Annotated in this window: 18 protein-coding genes; 17 read left to right on the top strand and 1 reads right to left on the bottom strand. The window is 40.8% G+C overall.

The genetic code is table 11. The annotated features are described in order from the left end of the window. The first annotated feature begins 128 nt into the window (after positions 1–128). The 14 genes from pepB (OC457_RS10905) to OC457_RS10840 all read left to right on the top strand — a co-directional run bounded on the left by pepB (OC457_RS10905) (position 129) and on the right by OC457_RS10840 (position 14,156). Positions 129–1,412: an aminopeptidase PepB gene (pepB, locus tag OC457_RS10905; RefSeq protein WP_080175752.1), complete on the top strand. Its 1,284-nt coding sequence runs from the start codon at positions 129–131 to the stop codon at positions 1,410–1,412. 130 nt (positions 1,413–1,542) lie between these two features. Next, the gene (gene pepB, locus OC457_RS10900) at positions 1,543–2,820 is read left to right on the top strand and encodes an aminopeptidase PepB (protein ID WP_080175751.1); all 1,278 of its coding nucleotides are present in this window, start codon (positions 1,543–1,545) and stop codon (positions 2,818–2,820) included. A 77-nt stretch (positions 2,821–2,897) separates the two neighbouring features. Continuing rightward, positions 2,898–3,329, top strand: coding sequence for a nucleoside-diphosphate kinase (ndk, locus tag OC457_RS10895; RefSeq protein ID WP_080175750.1), 432 nt, complete (start codon positions 2,898–2,900; stop codon positions 3,327–3,329). 245 nt (positions 3,330–3,574) lie between these two features. Continuing rightward, positions 3,575–4,696 (top strand): bifunctional tRNA (adenosine(37)-C2)-methyltransferase TrmG/ribosomal RNA large subunit methyltransferase RlmN, encoded by a 1,122-nt coding sequence (locus OC457_RS10890; protein ID WP_080175749.1) that lies wholly within the window; start codon positions 3,575–3,577, stop codon positions 4,694–4,696. Between the two features lie 57 nt (positions 4,697–4,753). Next, positions 4,754–5,512 carry a type IV pilus biogenesis/stability protein PilW gene (gene pilW / locus OC457_RS10885; RefSeq protein WP_080175748.1) on the top strand — a complete coding sequence of 253 codons (759 nt, stop codon included), beginning with the start codon at positions 4,754–4,756 and terminating at the stop codon, positions 5,510–5,512. Further along, on the top strand, positions 5,502–6,470 hold the full coding sequence (gene rodZ, locus OC457_RS10880; RefSeq protein ID WP_080175747.1) for a cytoskeleton protein RodZ: 969 nt from the start codon (positions 5,502–5,504) through the stop codon (positions 6,468–6,470). The genes pilW and rodZ overlap by 11 nt, the downstream gene beginning before the upstream one ends. A 16-nt stretch (positions 6,471–6,486) precedes the next feature. Beyond that, entirely contained in the window at positions 6,487–7,599 is a 1,113-nt protein-coding gene (ispG, locus tag OC457_RS10875) for a flavodoxin-dependent (E)-4-hydroxy-3-methylbut-2-enyl-diphosphate synthase (protein ID WP_080175746.1), read from the top strand. Between the two features lie 104 nt (positions 7,600–7,703). Next, positions 7,704–8,972 (top strand): histidine--tRNA ligase, encoded by a 1,269-nt coding sequence (hisS, locus tag OC457_RS10870; protein ID WP_080175745.1) that lies wholly within the window; start codon positions 7,704–7,706, stop codon positions 8,970–8,972. Between the two features lie 13 nt (positions 8,973–8,985). Next, entirely contained in the window at positions 8,986–9,597 is a 612-nt protein-coding gene (locus tag OC457_RS10865; RefSeq protein ID WP_080175744.1) for a YfgM family protein, read from the top strand. Between the two features lie 10 nt (positions 9,598–9,607). Then, positions 9,608–10,771: an outer membrane protein assembly factor BamB gene (bamB, locus tag OC457_RS10860; RefSeq protein ID WP_080175743.1), complete on the top strand. Its 1,164-nt coding sequence runs from the start codon at positions 9,608–9,610 to the stop codon at positions 10,769–10,771. Positions 10,772–10,947: 176 nt separating this feature from the next. Beyond that, positions 10,948–12,453: a ribosome biogenesis GTPase Der gene (gene der / locus OC457_RS10855; protein ID WP_080175742.1), complete on the top strand. Its 1,506-nt coding sequence runs from the start codon at positions 10,948–10,950 to the stop codon at positions 12,451–12,453. Between the two features lie 75 nt (positions 12,454–12,528). After that, complete coding sequence (locus OC457_RS10850) at positions 12,529–13,437, top strand: metal-dependent hydrolase (RefSeq protein WP_080175741.1); 909 nt, start codon at positions 12,529–12,531, stop codon at positions 13,435–13,437. A gap of 302 nt (positions 13,438–13,739) precedes the next feature. Then, the gene (locus OC457_RS10845) at positions 13,740–13,877 is read left to right on the top strand and encodes a hypothetical protein (protein WP_159447868.1); all 138 of its coding nucleotides are present in this window, start codon (positions 13,740–13,742) and stop codon (positions 13,875–13,877) included. 48 nt (positions 13,878–13,925) lie between these two features. Further along, a complete protein-coding gene (locus OC457_RS10840) occupies positions 13,926–14,156 on the top strand; it encodes a zinc ribbon domain-containing protein (protein WP_080175740.1) in 231 nt (76 codons plus the stop codon). 60 nt (positions 14,157–14,216) lie between these two features. Here OC457_RS10840 and xseA read toward each other — a convergent pair whose 3' ends face one another. Beyond that, a complete protein-coding gene (gene xseA, locus OC457_RS10835) occupies positions 14,217–15,569 on the bottom strand; it encodes an exodeoxyribonuclease VII large subunit (RefSeq protein ID WP_080175739.1) in 1,353 nt (450 codons plus the stop codon). 273 nt (positions 15,570–15,842) lie between these two features. Between xseA and guaB the strand changes: the two genes are divergently transcribed. The 3 genes from guaB (at position 15,843) to OC457_RS10820 (ending at position 20,895) form a co-directional block, all read left to right on the top strand. Next, positions 15,843–17,306, top strand: a complete 1,464-nt coding sequence (guaB, locus tag OC457_RS10830; protein ID WP_080175738.1) for an IMP dehydrogenase — start codon at positions 15,843–15,845, stop codon at positions 17,304–17,306. Positions 17,307–17,419: 113 nt separating this feature from the next. Continuing rightward, positions 17,420–19,003, top strand: a complete 1,584-nt coding sequence (gene guaA / locus OC457_RS10825; protein WP_080175737.1) for a glutamine-hydrolyzing GMP synthase — start codon at positions 17,420–17,422, stop codon at positions 19,001–19,003. 329 nt (positions 19,004–19,332) lie between these two features. Then, the gene (locus tag OC457_RS10820) at positions 19,333–20,895 is read left to right on the top strand and encodes an AbgT family transporter (RefSeq protein WP_080175736.1); all 1,563 of its coding nucleotides are present in this window, start codon (positions 19,333–19,335) and stop codon (positions 20,893–20,895) included. Positions 20,896–20,953: the final 58 nt, after the last annotated feature.

The following is a 20,953-nucleotide window of genomic DNA, read 5'->3' as shown; positions in this document are numbered from 1 at the left end:
CTGTTTTATTGTTGCCTCGCAAGGGGGATGGGCATAGTCTTATTGGTTATAAAAAGAGTATAACAATAACGCAGTAATCAGCTTTACTTAATTGCTTGGCTGTGTGGTATTTATCAAGGAGCTTATCAATGTCTAGTGTAATGTCGGTGAGTCTTTCTCATCAAGCGGCAGGTTCGCAATGGGGAACAAACGCATTAATTAGTTTTGGTGCTGAAGGCAGTGTGATTCATGTATCGACCCATGATCTGTTGGGTGATATTCAACGTGCTGGTCGTCGGTTTGATGCGCAAGGCATTAAAGCGGTTAACTTAATCGGCATGGCATGGGGGTTAGACGCAATTTGGGCATTTTTACAAGGCTACCGTAATCCAAAGACGGATAATTCGGTGACTTGGGAACCATTAAATAAAGCCGATGAAACTGAATTGCAGGCACGGATTAAAACCATTAGCTGGGTGTGCGGTATTATTAATCAACCAGCAGATGTGGTAGCACCTTCACAATTGGCAGCACGTGCGGGCGAGTTTATTAAGTCATTAGCACCTGAACATGTTACCTATAAGATCACCAAAGGTAATAATTTATTAGATGAAGGTTGGAATGGTATTCATGCGGTAGGTCGTGGTTCAGATCACCGTCCAGCAATGCTACGCTTAGATTATAATCCAACGGGTGATGCTGATGCGCCTGTTTTTGCATGTATTGTTGGTAAAGGTATCACCTTCGATTCCGGTGGCTATAGCATTAAGCCTTCTGCAGGAATGACGGCAATGAAGGCTGATATGGGTGGTGCAGCATTAGCCACTGGCGGGTTGGCATTGGCAATGACGCGCGGGCTTAATAAGCGGATTAAATTAGTATTATGTTGTGCTGAAAATATGATTTCAGGCCGAGCATTAAAATTGGGCGATATCATTAAATATAAAAATGGTAAAACCGTTGAAGTGTTAAATACGGATGCTGAAGGACGATTGGTACTGGCTGATGGTTTGATGTATGCCAATAGCCAACACCCTGAATTAATTATTGATTGCGCGACATTAACGGGCTCTGCCAAAATGGCGTTAGGTAATGACTACCATGCACTATTAAGTTTTGATCCGGCTCTATCTCGTCAAGCATTAGCGGCAGCAGAACATGAAGGTGAAGGTCTGTGGCCATTACCTTTAGCTGAAATCCACCGTAATATGTTGCCATCAAATTTTGCTGATTTAGCAAATATTTCAAGTGGTGATTTTATGCCAGGAGCCAGTACTGCTGCGGCATTCTTATCTTATTTTGTTGAGAATTATCAGCAAGGTTGGATGCATATTGACGCCAGTGGTACTTATCGTAAGAGCGCGAATGATCAATGGGCGGCAGGCGCAACGGGTATGGGTGTAAAAACCTTGGCGCGTATTCTCGCTCAATAATATAAACTAACAATAGTAAGCCTTCTTAATGATTTTGTTTCTAGTTAAAATCATTTAGAGGGCTTTTTTTATATTTAAATTACGTCAAACTAAAAATATAGACTATAAATAAAACAAGAGGTTATCGATTATGTTGACAGTAACTTTATCCAACTTGCCTGCTGGTGCTCCTTGGGGCGGTAACGCTTTAATTAGTTATCAAACCCGCAGTGCTTGCATCCATTATGGCGATACTTTTAGTTTACGCCGTATTCAACAAGCAGGCCGACAAATTCAAACGCAAGGGGTTGAAGCGGTAAGTTTAGCGGGTGACGGTTGGAATTATGAACGTCAATGGGCATTTTATTGTGGTTTTGCCGCCACCATGGAAACCGTTACTATCAAATGGGCATCGATTGATGAAGATGAGCTTGAATTGTTAAATGCGCGTCGTCATAGCCATGATTGGGCACGAAAACTCATTAATACCGGCCCTGATACGCTATATCCACAACAATTAGCAAAAGCCGCTGTGAGCTTTTTGACTGACATTGGGGGGGAATATATTCATACTCAAATGATTGTTGGTGATGAGCTTTTGGCTGATGGTTGGATTGGTATTCACAGTGTGGGTCGAGGTAGTCAGCATCCGCCAGTATTACTCAGTGTTGATTATAACCCCACAAATGATCCTGATGCGCCAGTGAGTGCGTGTTTAGTTGGTAAAGGGATCACTTTTGATTCTGGTGGTTACAGTTTAAAACCGAGTGCTGGTATGGTCAGCATGAAATGTGACATGGGGGGCGCTGCAACAGTTACTGCTGCATTAGGTTATGCCATTGCACAAGGTTTAACGCAGCGGGTCAAACTTATTCTTTGTTGTGCTGAAAATATGGTCTCAGGCGATGCTTATAAACTTGGCGATGTGTTAACGTATAGCAATGGGGTATCTGTTGAAATTGTGAATACCGATGCTGAAGGTCGCTTAGTACTTGCTGATGGCTTATTAATGGCATCTGCAACCAAAGCGCCGCTAATTATTGATGCAGCAACATTAACGGGAGCTGCAATGATGGCGGTGGGGAGTGATTACAATGCTATTTTTGGATTTGATAAAGCATTGTTAGCCCGTGCACAGCAGTTATCTGAATTAGTCAATGAACCCGCATGGCCATTGCCACTTGAAAAATGGCATCAAGGTTACTGTCCTTCTGCATTTGCAGATACTGCCAATAGTCGCGTTCAAAAGGGAGGCGGTATGGGGGGAGCATCTAATGCAGCAGGATTTTTGTCACGCTTTGTCGACATCGATAATTGCAGTTGGATTCATTTTGATTTAGCCGCGTGTTATCGTGATAGTGCTGACCCTCGTTGGGCTATCGGTGCGACGGGCTTAGGTATTGCAAATATTGCAGGATTATTGTTGTAAGTAATAATACTAATCAGTGGCAATGAAGTGCGACTAAGTAAATGGACGGCAACTAGACTCAAAAGGAAATTATAATAATGACAATAGAAAAAACGTTTTCAATCGTAAAGCCGGATGCTGTTAAACGAAATTTAATTGGCGCTATTTATCAACGTTTCGAAAATGCAGGCCTAAAAATTGTTGCTGCTAAAATGTTGCAGTTAACAAAAACTCAAGCTCAAGGGTTTTATGCTGAACATGAAGGCAAACCTTTTTTTGATGAATTAGTTGATTTTATGACATCAGGCCCAGTGATGGTGCAAGTACTTGAAGGGGAAGATGCCATTGTTCGTTATCGTGAACTAATGGGTAAAACTAACCCACAAGAAGCCGCCTGTGGCACTATCCGTGCCGATTTTGCGATTAGCTTACGCTACAACTCGGTGCATGGTTCTGATAGTCCAGTATCGGCTGAACGTGAAATTAGCTATTTTTTTGCCGCTGATGAGTTATGCCCTCGCAGTGAATGATCGTAAAGTGATAAAAAACAAGTAAAACCAAATACTAAAGGGAGGCTGATGCTTCCCTTTGTTATGTTAAAAGCGAAGATTGTTACAATCACTAAAATAACCATACAGTGAACGGGTGGAAACCTGTGCATAAAGGCTGTACAATTTCGCGCCTTAAACCCTGATAACTATGATGAGGCTGCCCTTTGCAGATCTCCGAGTTATTAAAGGCGCTGCAATAGTCATTTTTAGTGAGGCACCAACCGATGACAACTGTCAAAATTAATCTGCTGGATTTCGATCGCAAAGGTCTGCGTAAATACTTTGCCGAAGAGCTTAATGAAAAGCCATTCCGAGCAGATCAGATAATGAAATGGATTTATCATTTCGGTTGTGATGACTTTGATCAAATGAACAATATCAACAAAAAGTTGCGTGAAAAATTACAGCGTGTTGCTGAAATTCGTGCACCTGAAGTATCAAACGCACAATATTCAAATGATGGCACTATCAAATGGGCAATGCGTGTTGGCGATCAAGACGTTGAAACGGTTTATATTCCAGATGAAGATCGTGCAACCTTGTGTGTGTCTTCTCAAGTAGGCTGTGCATTAGAATGTAAATTTTGCTCTACGGGTCAGCAAGGCTTTAACCGTAATTTGCGTGTGTCTGAAATTATTGGTCAAGTATGGCGTGCAGCAAAAGAAATTGGTATTCAAAAAGAAACTGGCCGTCGCCCTATTACTAACATCGTAATGATGGGTATGGGTGAGCCATTACTGAACATGAAAAACTTAATTCCAGCATTAGAAATTATGTTAGATGATTTAGGTTTTGGTTTATCTAAGCGTCGCGTTACGGTTTCAACGTCTGGTGTCGTTTCAGGCCTAGAGCAAATGATTGGTACTATCGATGTTGCACTGGCTATTTCACTACATGCACCAACAGATGAATTGCGTTCGCAAATTATGCCGATTAACGATCGTTGGAATATCGAAACGTTCCTTGATAGCGTACGTCGTTATGTGAATTCAACCAATGCTAATCGTGGTCGTGTAACCATTGAATATGTGCTGCTTGATCACGTTAATGATGATATGGAACATGCACGTCAGTTAGGACGTCTATTAAAAGACACGCCAGCGAAAATTAATTTGATTCCATTTAACCCATATCCAGGTTCTCCTTATAAAAAACCTAGTAATTCACGTATAGATCGCTTTATGAAAACGTTAATGGAGTATGATTATACGGTAACTGTACGTAAAACACGTGGTGATGATATTGATGCCGCATGTGGTCAGTTAGTGGGTGATGTTATTGATCGAACTAAACGCACTCAAGCAAAATTACCGATGGGTGAATCTATTGCAGTTAAAACCCTTTAATTAGATTAGCGATTATAATCACTTCGCGGTTTAACACGGATGTTAAGGTGAATAAAAATGATACGATGGATGAAGTATCCATTATTTTCTTGTTTGTTGTTGGCCGGATGTGCCACTGTGACAGTAGAAGATAACGCTGAACAATTTGATGCCATTGATGCCGCTGAAGCACGAATGACATTAGGGTTAAATTATTTAAAAGTAGGTCAATGGCAACGTGCACGAGATAATTTAGAGCAGGCATTAGATTATGCGCCGGATTATTATCGTGTTCAAAACGCCATGGCCTATTATTATCAAAAGGTAGGTGAAAAAGACGCGGCAGAAAAAATGTACAAACAAGCCTTAAAAGACGCACCTAAAAATGGTGATGTGCTTAATAATTATGGCGCATTTTTGTGTAGCGAAGGACGTTATGATGAAGCTATCAGCACGTTTGTTAAAGCAATTAACCAACCTTACTATTATCTTATTTCAGCAAGTTATGAAAATGCAGGTTTATGTAGTCGTAAACAAGGCAATGATTTACAAGCAATAGATTATTTCGAAAAAGCACTTTCACACGATCCATATCGTCCAAAATCAATGCTACAACTGGCGCAGTTAGAATTAGAGGCTAATAATTATAAAGATGCTCGCGTACGGTTGTTTAAATTTAATAAACGATATGGATATACAGCAAATAGTTTGTTGTTGCTCATTCAGTTAGAAAAGCAAAATGGACGGTTAACTTTGGTCGATAAATACGTTAATTTATTAAAAAAACAATTTCCCGATTCTCAGCAATTTCAGAATTATATAGCTAATGAATACTGAACCCAACGATTTACCTCAACCCGAAAATGTTGTACGTCCTGGTGATATGCTTCGTCAAGCACGTGAACAACTAGGTTACTCTCAAGTAGATATTGCGAATCGATTACGATTACGATTAGCTGTTATTAATGACATTGAAACTAATTGTTTTGATAGTGAAAAAATATCCACATTTACCAGAGGATATGTACGTTCATATGCAAAATATGTTGGATTAGATGATGTTGCCGTGGTTGCGCTATTAGATGATTACGGTCACTCAAAACCTACAGCACAAGAAATGCAAAGTTTCTCACGTCGCACTAACCGTGAAGCGCATGATAGTCGTATAATGGGACTAACATGGATTTTAGCGGTAATTTTTGTTGGTGTGACAGCTGTTTGGTGGTGGCAAAATAGTCATTTAGAACGAGATACGACGCCTGTTGTTGACGTTGCTAATGTTGCAAAGGTAACTCCTACAACAGATATACCAACTCCTGATACGATAGTAACATCTCCAGCTGTCGAGAGTTCTACAGCAACGATAACTGATGGTGTAACACCAACGGTTTCAGCTGAAGTAACGCCAACGGTTAATACCGATACAGTACCAATGCCTGCAGTGAGCACTGATATTGCAACTACTGTTAAGTCTGTTGCAGCAACCACTACAACAGATACTGAGATAAAAGAGCCAACGGCAGTAACGCCAGCAATCACCACAGAGACTGAAGCTGCACCAGCATTACAATTAGCTTTTGTTGCTGATTGTTGGATTGACATTCGTGACGCTAATGGTAAACGTCTTGAAAGTGGAATTAAGACCGCAGGTCAAACACTTGATATTAACGGTAAGGCACCATTCCGAGTTCGACTTGGCGCACCAAGTGCCGTTAAAATAGAACTTAAAGGGCAACCTTTCGATCTTAGTCGCTATCCGGCAGGTCGACCTGTAACGTTAACGTTGCCGCAGTAATAGAGAATAATAAAACATGCATAACGAATCACCCATTATACGTCGCCAATCAAGCCGAATTTATGTCGGTAATGTGCCGATTGGCGATGGCGCTCCAATTGCTGTTCAATCAATGACTAACACTCTAACCACCGATGTTGATGCAACGGTGGCTCAAATTCGTGCATTGGAAAAAGTAGGGGCTGACATTGTTCGTGTTTCTGTACCAACAATGGATGCTGCTGAAGCCTTTAAACTTATCAAACAACAAGTTAATGTGCCATTAGTTGCTGATATTCATTTTGACTATCGTATTGCATTAAAAGTCGCAGAATACGGCGTTGATTGTTTACGTATTAACCCTGGTAATATTGGTCGAGAAGATCGTATTCGCTCAGTCGTTGAATGTGCGCGTGATAAGAATATTCCAATTCGAATCGGTGTGAATGGTGGTTCGTTAGAAAAAGAAATTCAGCAAAAATACGGTGAACCAACACCAGAAGCATTAGTTGAATCAGCAATGCGCCATGTTGAGATTTTAGATCGTCTGAACTTTGATCAATTCAAAGTCAGTGTGAAAGCTTCTGATGTATTTTTAGCGGTTGAGTCTTACCGGCAATTAGCAAAACAAATTGTACAGCCATTACATTTAGGTATTACTGAAGCGGGCGGTGCACGTGCTGGTTCTGTGAAGTCAGCTGTTGGTTTGGGAATGTTACTTGCAGAAGGCATTGGTGACACGTTACGTATCTCACTAGCTGCCGATCCGGTTGAAGAGATTAAAGTTGGTTTTGATATTCTAAAATCATTACGCATTCGTTCGCGCGGTATTAATTTTATTGCCTGCCCAACGTGTTCTCGTCAAGAATTTGATGTTATCGCAACGGTTAATACATTAGAGCAACGCTTAGAAGATATTATCACACCGATGGATGTTTCTATTATTGGCTGTGTAGTAAATGGCCCAGGTGAGGCAGAAGCTTCTCACTTAGGTATTGCGGGTGGTAACCGTAAGAGTGCTTTCTATGAAGACGGTATTCGTCAAAAAGAGCGTTTTGATAACGACAACGTTATTGATCAGCTTGAGGCGAAAATCCGTGCAAAAGCATCAATGTTAGACCTAAACAATCGTATTGATATTACGCAATAAGATAAAATAGCAAAAACCATGCTGTTATTGTGACAGCGTGGTTCACTATTTCTGCAATAAATTATATATTCGATTTAAATCCCCATCGAAAACTGAGAATAATCGTGGCGAAACAAATTCAAGCAATTCGAGGCATGAACGATTGCCTACCAACACAAACTCCACTTTGGCAAAAAGTCGAAGGTACTGTTAAACAAGTGATCAGTGCATATGGTTACAATGAAATCCGTATGCCAATTGTTGAGTCGACACATTTGTTTAAACGTGCGATCGGTGAAGTTACTGATGTTGTTGAAAAAGAAATGTATACCTTTGATGATCGTAATGGCGATAGCCTAACATTACGTCCAGAAGGTACGGCAAGTTGTGTGCGTGCCGGTATCGAAAATGGTCTGCTTTACAATCAAGAGCAACGCCTATGGTACATGGGGCCAATGTTCCGTCATGAGCGTCCACAAAAAGGCCGTTACCGTCAATTCCACCAAGTTGGTGTAGAAGTATTTGGTATTGATGGACCAGATGTAGACGCTGAATTGATCATGATGACTGCACGTTTATGGCGTGAGCTTGGTATTAATGACCATGTTCGTCTAGAGTTAAATTCTATTGGTTCACTGCAAGCGCGTGCAGATTACCGTGTTGCACTGATTGCATTCCTTGAACAACATATGGATGTGTTAGACGAAGATGCTAAGCGTCGTATGTATACCAATCCATTGCGTGTTTTAGATACTAAGAACCCTGCAATTCAAGAAATTCTTGTTGATGCACCAATGCTTTCAGCATACCTAGATCCAGAATCACAGCAACATTTTACTGGATTATGTGAACTATTAGACGCTGCTGGCATCAAATATCAAGTAAATGAACGTCTTGTACGTGGTTTAGATTATTATAACCGTACTGTATTTGAGTGGATCACTGATAGCTTAGGTGCACAAGGTACAGTATGTGGTGGTGGTCGTTATGACGGTCTAGTTGAACAACTAGGTGGTAAAGCAACCTCATCAGTTGGTTTTGCGATGGGACTTGAACGTCTGGTTTTACTGATGGAAGCATTACAACAAGACGATGTACGTCGTTCTGTTGATGTTTACATGGTCACAGCCGGTGAAGGTACATTAGCCGCTGGTATGATGCTGGCAGAAAAATTACGTAATCAACTGCCTCAGTTACGCATTATGTCTAACTTTGGTGGTGGTAATTTTAAAAAACAATTTAAACGTGCTGATAACGTAGGTGCAGCAATTGCATTGGTTCTTGGTGAAAATGAAATGGCAGAAAACACCGTCGTAGTTAAAGATTTACATGGCGGTGAACAAATAACCATGGCACAGGATGAGGTTGCAGCGAAGCTGGCAGCACTGATTTAAGAGAGGACAGGAAGTGAACGACTACGCCACAGAAGAACAACAGGTTGAAGCGATAAAATCGTGGTGGCAAGATAACGGCAAAGCCGTTGTTCTAGGCGCTGTGATTGGTTTAGGCGGTCTATTAGGTTGGCGTTACTACCAGTCTGAAGTCCATGTTGCTAAGCATTTAGCTTCAGATTCCTATACTCAAGTAGTTACAGCTCTCGACAATAATAGTAAAACTGCTGTTACTGAAGCGAAAACGTTCATCGAAGCTAACAAAGACAGTCAATATGCTGTTCTTGCTGCATTACAATTAGCGAAAGTTCAAGTTGAAAATAATCATCTTGATGGTGCGATTGAGCAACTTAATTGGGTGATCAATAACACTAAAGATAACGCTATTTTACCATTAGCAGTAACGCGTTTAGCTCGTATTTATGCAGAACAGCAGAAATTCACAGAAGCGTTAGCTGAATTGAAAAAAGTAACGCTTCCTAGCTGGAATGAAAATATTGCGGAGTTGCGCGGTGATATCTTACTGCAAAAAGGCGATATTCAAGCAGCACGTGATGCATATATAGAAGCTCAGCAAGATGGTTCATCACCAGCATTGCAAATGAAGCTTAATGACTTAGCTCAATAAGGCGAACATAATGCATAAGGTGTTAAAACGAGCTTTAGCCGTAGCAATTGCTGTGAGCGTATTATCTGGTTGTGCGAGTGAAGTTGATTCTATTCATATGGCACCATTGCCTAAAGTAGATAATACTTTTACGCCTAAAACAGATTGGAGTCGTAGCGTTGGCGACGGTGTTTCTGGTTACTATTCAAAGCTAACGCCTGTAGTCGGCCAAGGTAAAGTCTTTGTTGCTGATCGCAATGGTTTAGTTGAAGCTCTAGATCCTAGTAACGGTAAAGTGCTATGGAAAAATGATTTAGAGAAAGAGACCAGCGTTAAAATTTCTGGAGGCTTAGTGTTAGCGGAAGGAAAAATCTTTATCGGTACTGAAAATGCTGACGTAATTGCATTAGATGCTGAAACTGGTAAAGAAGTTTGGCGTGCTAAAGTGGCTGGTGAAGTATTATCACAACCTTTAGTTGATAGTGGTATTGTTGTTGTTAACACCAGTAGTGGTGTGCTTGAAGCGCTTAATGCTGATACAGGTAAGAGCAAATGGCAAATTAGCAATGAGATTCCAACATTAACATTACGTGGTACAAGTTCTCCCGTTGCGATCTCTGGTGGCGTTTTCTGGGGGCTATCAAATGGCCGTTTAGAAGGTGCGATCTTAAATGATGGCCGTGTATTATGGCAGCAAACAATTTCAACCCCTAAAGGTTCAACTGAAATTGATCGTTTAGTGGATGTGGATGCTGCACCTATAATTGCTGGCGATCGTTTATATGCTATCGGCTATAATGGTTCATTAGTATCAATTGATCTTCGTAGTGGTCAAATTGCGTGGAAACGTAATTATTCATCAGCAACAAATTTTGTGGTTGATGGAAATGAGTTGTTTTTAATAACAGCTAAAGATCATATTGTTGCGGTTGATGCACGTAGTGGTACTGAGCTATGGCAAAATAAAGATCTTCAATACCGTCAACTAAGTGCGCCTGCAGTTATTGATGGCTATTTAGTGACAGGTGATGCTGAAGGATATCTACATTGGTTAGATACTCAATCAGGTGAATTTGTTTCACAAGAATCAGTTGATGGCAGTGGTATTGCGGTTCCACCTGTTGCACTTGATGACAATGGCTTCATTGTTGTTACCCGTGATGGTGAAATCAACAAAATGCAAATATCGAAATAAGTCGGTATACTGTCGCTAGATTAATTTGTCGGCTCCAGCTGTCTTATACAGTTGGAGCCGTTGTTGTTATATCCGTTACGTATATTATTGTCGGATGAAGATAAGTAAATATACTTATTTGAGGCAAGAATGAACGGTAAAATGTCAATTAAGACTATGAAAAGTAAGAGGTAGTTATGATTCCTGTTGTTGCCCTTGTCGGGCGCCCAAACGTGGGTAAATCGACGTTGTTCAATCGTCTTACTCGCACGAGGGATGCACTAGTTGCAGACTTTCCTGGTTTAACTAGGGATCGTAAATACGGTAGAGCTGAGCTAGAAGAGCACGAATTTATTGTTATTGATACCGGCGGTATTGATGGCACAGAGGAAGGTGTTGAAACCAAAATGGCTGAACAGTCATTAGCGGCAATCGAAGAAGCGGACGTTGTACTGTTCCTTGTTGATGGTCGTGCGGGATTAACTTCTGCTGATGAAGCAATTGCAAAACACCTTCGTAGCCGTGAAAAGCCAACATTTTTAGTGGTTAACAAAGTAGACGGTATTGATCCTGATACAGCGTGTGCTGAGTTTTGGCGCTTAGGCGTTGATGCGATGTTCCAAATTGCAGCGACTCAAAACCGCGGTGTAACGGCGTTAATGGAGCGTGCGTTAGCGCCATTCTCTGATAAATTAAATGCAGAGTTAGCGGCTGAAAATGGTGAAGAAGGCGAACTAACGCTTGAAGACTTAACCTCAGTTGAAGATATCGAGAAAGCAAACCTTTCTGAAGAAGATGCTGAAGCTGCGTACAAACGTCTACAAGAACAACCAATTAAGATGGCTATCATTGGTCGTCCTAATGTGGGTAAATCAACCCTAACTAACCGTATTCTTGGTGAAGAACGTGTTGTTGTTTACGATATGCCGGGAACAACGCGTGACTCTATTTACATTCCAATGGAACGTGATGGACAAGAATACGTATTGATTGATACCGCAGGTGTTCGTCGTCGTAAAAATATGAGCATGGCAGTTGAGAAGTTTTCTGTTATTCAAACATTGAAAGCTATCGAAGATGCTAACGTTGTATTGCTCGTTATTGATGCGCGTGAAAATATTTCAGATCAAGACTTAAGTTTACTTGGTTTTGTACTGAACTCAGGTCGTTCATTAGTGATTGCAGTTAATAAGTGGGATGGTTTAGATAACGACGTTAAAGAGCGTGTTAAATCTGAACTTGATCGTCGTCTTGGTTTTGTTGACTTTGCGCGTATTCACTTTATTTCTGCACTACACGGCACTGGTGTTGGCCACTTATATGAATCAGTTATTGAAGCATACAAGTCAGCAACTAAGCGTATTAGTACATCATTGCTAACCCGTATTATGCAAATGGCGCAAGATGATCACCAGCCACCAATGATTCGTGGCCGTCGTGTGAAACTAAAATATGCCCATGCTGGTGGTTATAACCCACCAATTATTGTTATTCACGGTAACCAAGTAAATGATCTTCCAGGATCTTACAAGCGTTACTTGATGAACTACTACCGTAAGTCATTAGAGATGATGGGTACACCTATTCGAATTCAATTTCAAAATAGTGAAAACCCATTTGAAACAACGAAGCAAAAGTTGACTGTTTCTCAAGAACGTCAACGTAAACGCTTAACCAGCGCTTTGCATGATCGCAGAAAGTAATCTAGCGATATAATGTGTTGTCTCTAAATGTAAAAGCCCAGCCATCGTGTTGGGCTTTTTTATAAGGAAAATACCATGTCAGTTGTTATACCAACAATTGCTACGCCAATCACTATGACACCAACAACAGTGTTTTTTACTCAAAATATTTGGCAAATAAAGACTGCGGTTGTCTGCGCCGTTACTACTGAAATAAGTCGTACGTGGATTGTTGTCGAACAAACACCGTTTCATCCTATTAGCCATATTTGGCCAGATCATCCTGCAGATCGTGGTGAATTAATTTATCAAGATAAACATTATGCGGTGACAGATTGTGTTGTAGGTGCGATAGAAATGACAACTCAGCTGCTTTATATTGCCGCTGATATTCCAGTTAAACGTAATACTGATGGTTGGGTGTTTGTGGTCGTTCATCAGGTATCATCATCGCTGGCTATTGGTGCTGGTGAAGAGGTAACTCTGGTGGTGGATAAAGTTTATCAGCAGAATTTGAGCCGCGGCCATAGTGGTGGTCATCTATCATCATTGGCATTAAATAAAGTGCTACATACTGAATTTTGGCGTAAAGATCCTCATCGACGTGATGAGCTAGGCTATTATGATTTCCATAGTTATGCACAAGAGAAGAGTATTGCGGGTGAAAATTGCAATACCGACCATTATCGTTTAGGTAAGACTTTACGTAAACGTGGGTTGAATAGTATTGAGATGATAGCAAATTTAGCTGACATAACGTTGCTTATTAATCAGCAACTTGCGCAATGGATTCAGTTAGCGACACCAATTATTATGCGCCGTGAAGGTGATACATTAACAGACTCACGCTATTGGCAATGTGATCTTGGAGATGAAGGTGTTATTGAAATCCCTTGTGGCGGAACACATGCAACTTCCCTTGCTGAATATCACGCGTTAACAGTAAAGTTTGAGGTTATCTCTGAACAAGAAATTGTCATGATAACGACAGCAACCGTTAAATAAATAGGCATTATATTCTTATTGATAAATCGTCTGCGGACGATTTTTTTATATTTGTAATGCTATATTTTTATAATGTTAGGTGTGATGTTTTGTAGGTAAGTCTATTATTGAATGATAATAAAGTGATATTTTTCTACGAGATCCTTATTTATAAAATATTAGATCTACACGTTATTATTGGACTAAATAAGCATTTAATCCTGTTTAAAATCCATATGCAGAATATGTAACTTATGCTTTCGGGATGTGTATTGATAAATATTCTTTTGATAGCAGATCGCTGATCAAGTTTAATTAACATAATGATCACCCATAAGGGTAATGATCATCATTGGGATCAGTGCATCACATTAATCGGAATAAAAGAAAGTAAATTGCTAACTATTATTAGTGCGATGACAAAGATTGCAGCAATGGTGAGTAATTTTAGTGGCATCTAACTTAATAATTTTGCATGCTAGAATAAAATTATTTAGGAGTTAAATAGAGTGAGTGAAAATACTTGTCCGCAATGTGAGAGTGAATTAAGTTGGAAAGATCATGGATATTTTTGTGATTACTGCCAACAGAAAGTATCAAAAACAGCATTTTGTCCTGACTGCTCAGAGCAACTAGAAAAGTTACAAGCGTGTGGTTCTGCAAGTTATTTCTGTAATCATTGCAATGAATTAAAATCAAAATCACGAGTTAAAAGTGTCTTTAATGTCGTTGCAGATTAGTGTGGTAGCGAAAAATATATGCCGCAATAATGATCACTATTGCGGCTATAAAATAAGTGGTTAGGAAGGGTTCACAGTAGTATGAATCTTACCGTCAGTTACGGTTGTGATCAGTTGATCTCCGGCTTTAACTTGCTCGCAGCGGCGAATAACATTGCCTTTATTATCCCGAGTAATCGAATAGCCACGGCTGAGTGTTGCCAGTGGACTTACCGTATCGAGTTTCTCGGCTGCTAATGCTAATTTATGGTTAGCATTAAGTAACTTACGATCCATGGCATCAAATAATCTGCGTGTCGTACTTGTTAATGCAGTTTTATCATGCTGCAGACGTTGTTGTGGTGAATAAAGTGACAGTTTATAGGCATTTTGAGTAATACGTTGTTGCTGTATTTGAATCTTTTTCAGCATAATCTGCTGCAATCTACGGCTGATATCATCTAAATGCTGTTGTTGTTGATTTAAGCGTAATTGGGGATGTTGGCGCTCTAAGCGATGACTTAAAAGGTTAATAGACTGGTTTTGCTTGGATAAATAGCGCTGCACTGCATGTTGTAATTGTCTTTTTTTGTGGGCGATATTCTCTGTTTGTGCTGAATTATCTCGGCTGATTAACTCAGCAGCAGCAGATGGTGTTGGTGCGCGCATATCTGCGACAAAATCCGCAATAGTGACATCAACTTCATGGCCAACAGCACTGACAATCGGAATCTGACTTGCTGCAATTGTTCGCGCAACAATTTCTTCGTTAAATGCCCATAAATCTTCTAATGAACCGCCACCTCGGCCCACAATTAAAACATCACATTCTTGTCGTGCATTAGCGCGTCCAATGGCTTGAGCAATCGATATTGCTGCGCCATCACCTTGTACCATCGTGGGATAAATAACCACGGCTAAACTTGGATCTCGACGTTGTAATACGTGCAGAATATCGTGCAGTGCAGCGCCTGTTTTAGAGGTAATAATGCCGACACGTTGCGGCTGTTGTGGTAATGGTTTTTTTAATGATTGAGCAAATAATCCTTCAGCAGCAAGGGTCATTTTGAGTTGTTCAAATTGTTGCTGTAAACGACCATCACCTTCAGGTTGCATGCTTTCAATGATCAGTTGGTAGTCACCACGAGGCTCATAAATAGATAACCGTGCTTTAACTAATACTTGATTACCATTGCTCGGTTTAAAGCTGACATGGCGATTATTGCCTTTGAACATTGCGCATTTTACTTGGGCACGAGAATCTTTGAGGGTGAAATACCAATGACCAGAAACCGGCATTGAAAAATTCGATAATTCACCGACGAGCCATACTATTCCCATTTCATTTTCAAGGATTAGACGGACTTGTGCATTGAGACTGGAGACGGTGTAGATACGATCGTTGGATTGGCTTTGAGAAGCGAATAGAGTCACGAAGTGAAGTACCTGCTAGCGAATAAGTGGCGGCAGGCGGTCAGAAAACTATCAAATAGAACGAAAAACGCCTAGGCAGATCAATGGACAGATCTTGGCCGTATTTCGTCGACCGCATCACCGGATAGTTAACCGAAATATACTACACAGCAAATGTTTTTTGTCAATAAAAAAATAAAAAATAAAACTAGCCAAACGATTGCTTCATACGTATAATCCGTTCGCAATATTTTAATCTTCTTTGTAAACCTTTAAATTGGTGTGAGATATTGCATGTTACGAATTAAAAAAGAAGCGTTGACGTTTGATGATGTATTATTAGTTCCTGCTCATTCTACAGTCCTACCTAACACTGCCGATCTGCGCACCCGTCTCACGAAAGAGATTGCTCTTAACATTCCTATGCTATCAGCATCTATGGACACAGTGACTGAAGGTCGCCTAGCTATTGCTCTCGCTCAAGAGGGTGGTATTGGTTTTATCCACAAGAATATGTCAATCGAACAACAAGCGGCTGAAGTTCGCATGGTGAAAAAGTTCGAAGCTGGCGTTGTTGCAGAACCTGTTACAGTTAAACCAAATAACACCATTGCTGATGTTAAGCGTTTAACGGAAGAAAATGGTTTCGCAGGTTACCCTGTGGTTACAGATAACAATGAATTGATTGGTATTATTACTGGTCGTGATGTTCGTTTTGTTACCGACCTTTCAATTAAAGTTGAAGAAGTCATGACATCTAAAGAGAAGCTAGCCTCTGCTAAAGAAGGTGCATCTCGTGAAGAAGTTGAAGCTATTATGCAACAGTACCGTGTTGAAAAAGTACTGTTAGTTGATGATAACTTCCGTCTAAAAGGCATGATTACAGCGAAAGACTTCCAAAAAGCAGAACGTAAACCAAATGCTTGTAAAGATGAACGCGGTAGTCTACGTGTTGGTGCTGCTGTTGGTGCTGGTGCGGGCAATGAAGAACGTGTTGCTGCCTTGGTTGAAGCTGGTGTTGACGTATTACTTATCGATTCATCTCACGGTCACTCTGAAGGTGTTTTACAACGTATTCGTGAAACACGTGCAGCTTTCCCTAACCTTCCTATTGTCGGCGGTAACGTTGCAACGGCTGAAGGTGCTCGTGCACTGATTGAAGCGGGTGTAAGTGCCGTTAAAGTGGGCATCGGCCCAGGTTCAATCTGTACTACTCGTATTGTTACTGGTGTAGGTGTTCCACAAATTACTGCGATTTCAGAAGCTGCGTCAGTGGCTGATCAATACGGTATTCCAGTTATTGCTGATGGCGGTATTCGTTACTCTGGCGATTTATGTAAAGCAATCGCTGCCGGTGCATCATGCGTAATGGTTGGTTCAATGTTTGCTGGTACTGAAGAAGCACCGGGTGAAGTTGAATTATACCAAGGTCGTTCATATAAATCATACCGTGGTATGGGCTCACTAGGCGCAATGTCTAAAGGTTCTTCTGATCGTTATTTCCAATCAGATAATGCTGCTGACAAGCTAGTTCCTGAAGGCATCGAAGGCCGTGTGGCATACAAAGGTTTGATGAAAGAAATCGTGCATCAGCAAATGGGTGGTTTACGCTCAAGCATGGGTCTAACAGGCTCTGCAACGATTGAAGATTTACGCACTAAAGCTGAATTTGTACGTATTTCAGGTGCTGGTATGAAAGAATCACATGTTCATGATGTGACGATTACAAAAGAAGCACCTAACTACCGTATGGGTTAATTGTTAGGCAGTCAGTAGTCTTTTGACGAAAACGATTGCCTAAGTGAATAAGTTAGATAAAATCGGGGCTAGATATAGCCCCCAATACATTCAATTTTTGAGATAGCTCTATAATGACCACTACCACAAATATTCATGACCAACGTATTCTTATTTTGGATTTTGGTTCGCAATACACTCAGTTAATTGCCCGTCGTATCCGTGAAATTGGCGTTTACTGTGAGCTTTGGAGCTGGGATGTTGATGAAGCTGATATCCGTGATTTCAATCCAAACGGTATTATTCTTTCTGGTGGTCCTGAAAGTGTTACTGAAGCGGGTTCTCCTCGCGCACCACAGTATGTTTTTGATGCGGGTGTTCCTGTGTTTGGTGTCTGTTACGGCATGCAGACCATGGCAGAACAACTGGGTGGTAAAGTTGCAGGTTCTGATGAGCGTGAGTTTGGTTATGCGCAAGTTAAAATTGTTGAGCAGACTGCTTTCTTAAAAGATATTCAAGACGCTGTTGCAGCTGATGGCACACCACTGCTTGATGTGTGGATGAGCCACGGTGACAAAGTTGTCGAAATTCCAGCAGATTTTGTCAAGATTGCTGAAACAGATACCTGTCCATTTGCTGCGATGGCAAATGAAGACAAGCGCTTCTATGGGGTGCAATTCCACCCTGAAGTAACCCATACTCGTCAAGGCATGAAGTTAATTGAAAACTTTGTAATGAACGTGTGTGGCTGTGAAAAACTATGGACATCAGCCAATATTATTGAAGATGCGATTGAACGTATCAAAGAGCAAGTAGGTGACGATGAAGTTATCCTTGGTCTTTCTGGTGGTGTTGATTCATCTGTAGTTGCGATGCTTATTCATCGTGCAATTGGCGATAAGCTAACATGCGTATTTGTTGATAATGGGTTACTTCGTCTTAACGAAGGTCAACAAGTGATGGACATGTTTGGTGATAAATTTGGCCTAAACATTATTCACGTTAAAGCAGAAGATCGTTTCTTAACTGCATTGGCTGGCGTTGATGAACCAGAAGCAAAACGTAAGATCATTGGTCACGTATTTGTTGATATCTTTGATGAAGAATCAAAGAAACTGAAAAATGCTAAGTGGTTAGCACAAGGTACAATCTACCCTGATGTTATCGAATCTGCGGCATCTAAGACGGGTAAAGCACATGTGATTAAATCACACCATAACGTTGGCGGCTTGCCAGATGATATGGAAATGGGCTTGGTTGAACCATTACGTGAATTATTTAAAGATGAAGTACGTAAAATCGGTTTAGAGCTTGGCTTGCCTTATAACATGCTATACCGCCACCCATTCCCAGGACCGGGTTTAGGTGTACGTGTATTAGGTGAAGTGAAGAAAGAATACTGTGATTTACTACGTCGTGCTGATGCAATCTTTATTGAAGAGCTACATAACGCAGATCTTTACAATAAAGTATCACAAGCATTTACTGTGTTCTTACCTGTACGCTCTGTCGGTGTGATGGGCGATGGTCGTAAATATGATTGGGTTGTATCGCTACGTGCGGTAGAAACTATCGACTTTATGACTGCGCATTGGGCACACTTGCCGTACGATTTCTTAGGTAAAGTATCTAATCGTATTATCAATGAAGTGAACGGTATTTCACGGGTTGTTTACGATATTTCAGGCAAACCGCCAGCAACGATTGAGTGGGAATAATTACCGCTTTGCTCGTAATAATTGAATAATAAAAAGCACCTGAGGGTGCTTTTTTTATGGCTGCAATTTGGCGTTAATTTAGTTTGATTACCGCTATTGTTAATAAGTTGTTTTTTTTGTGTGTGCTGTAAGTTTCACATTAACGATTGGTTACAATATGTTGTGGTAGTTAAGTGTTATAACTAGGTCTATAACACTGTTTGTTGTGGTAATTTCATTACAATCGTTCAGTGAGTATTCAGACTTAATTTGAGCGAAAAAAAATGAGATCGACTACATGTAAGTAGATCCGCACTGCAAACATAACCACATAAGGACATGGAATTACCATGAACGAAAAAACACTTAAGCAAGCACCACCTCCAGCATCGACGAGTGCGATGGACAAGTTTTTAAATGGTATTGAGCGTGCAGGTAATAAAATTCCTGATCCTGCTTTACTGTTCTTTTGGGGTTTAGTAACCGTTTGGGTTTTGTCTGCGGTGCTATCACAGTTTGATTTTGGCCTTGTGCACCCAGTTACTAAAGATGTTGTGCAAGTGAACAACTTGCTAACTGGTGATGCAATGGCAAGCTTTTTAGCTAACATGGTGAAAAACTTCACCGGTTTTGCGCCATTAGGTATTGTATTAGTTGCAATGTTAGGTGTTGGTGTTGCTGAAGCGTCAGGCTTTATCAATACTGGTCTTAAGAAAATGCTTAATGTTACACCAGCTAAACTGCTGACACCGATGCTAATTTTAGTGGCGATTGTTTCACACACAGCAGCGGATGCAGGTTATGTATTGGTTATTCCACTAGGTGGTATCATCTTCCATGCGGCAGGTCGTCACCCTCTTGCGGGTATTGCAGCGGCGTTTGCAGGTGTTTCAGGTGGTTTCTCAGCGAACTTTATTCCTTCAGGTATTGACCCATTATTGGCGGGCTTCACCCAAGAAGCTGCGCGCATTATGGATCCAAGTTACATTGTTAACCCATTAGCAAACCTAATGTTCACTGGTTTATCATCGTTTGTTATTGTCGGTATTGGCTGGTACATCACTGATAAAGTGATAGAGCCTCGTTTACAAAAAACTGCAATTGATGCTGATGCTGAAGAAGCGCCTGATATGGGTTCTTTTACACCACTAGAAAGTAAAGCGTTCTCATACGCTGGCTGGACAATGCTAGCTGGTATTGCATTGCTTGTTGCTGCAGTATGGCCTGAAACATCGCCACTACGTTCACCAACAGGTGAAGTGGCAGCCTTTAATGCGCCAGTAATGCAATCTATTGTGCCGTTAATTTTCATCCTGTTTGTTATTCCAGGTATTATTTACGGTAAAGTGGCGGGTACGTTTAAGCAAAGCGCTGATATTATTAAAGCAATGTCGACCACCATGGCAGGTATGGCTGGCTTTATGGTAATGGTGTTCTTTATTGCTCAGTTCTTGGTTGCATTTACTCAGTCAAACTTAGGTACACTACTGGCACTTTCTGGTGCACAGTTATTGCAACAAATGAATTTACCAGGCCAAGTAACGATTGTTGGTATGATTTTACTTACTGCAAGCGTTAACTTATTAGTCGGCTCAGCGTCTGCTAAATGGGCATTGATTGGTCCTATCATGGTACCAATGCTGATGGCTGTGGGTATTTCTCCTGAATTAACTCAAGCGGCTTACCGTGTTGGTGACTCTGTATCTAACATTATTTCGCCAATGATGGTGTTCTTCCCATTAGTGGTTGTTTACATGCAACGTTACGTGAAGAGTTCAGGTATTGGTACGCTAGCTTCAATGATGATGCCATATTCAATTGCGATGTTAATTGGTTGGACGGTATTCCTACTTATTTATTGGGCTCTAGGTATTCCTCTAGGTGTTCAAGCACCTTACACTTACAGCATGTAATAAATAGATTTTAATAATGAATAAAAGCCTCGAACAGGTAGACTGGTCGAGGCTTTTT

Source organism: Photobacterium toruni (assembly GCF_024529955.1).
GTDB lineage: Bacteria > Pseudomonadota > Gammaproteobacteria > Enterobacterales > Vibrionaceae > Photobacterium > Photobacterium toruni.
Note: the sequence above shows the minus strand (reverse complement) of the source record. Positions and strands in the feature narration are given on the sequence as shown.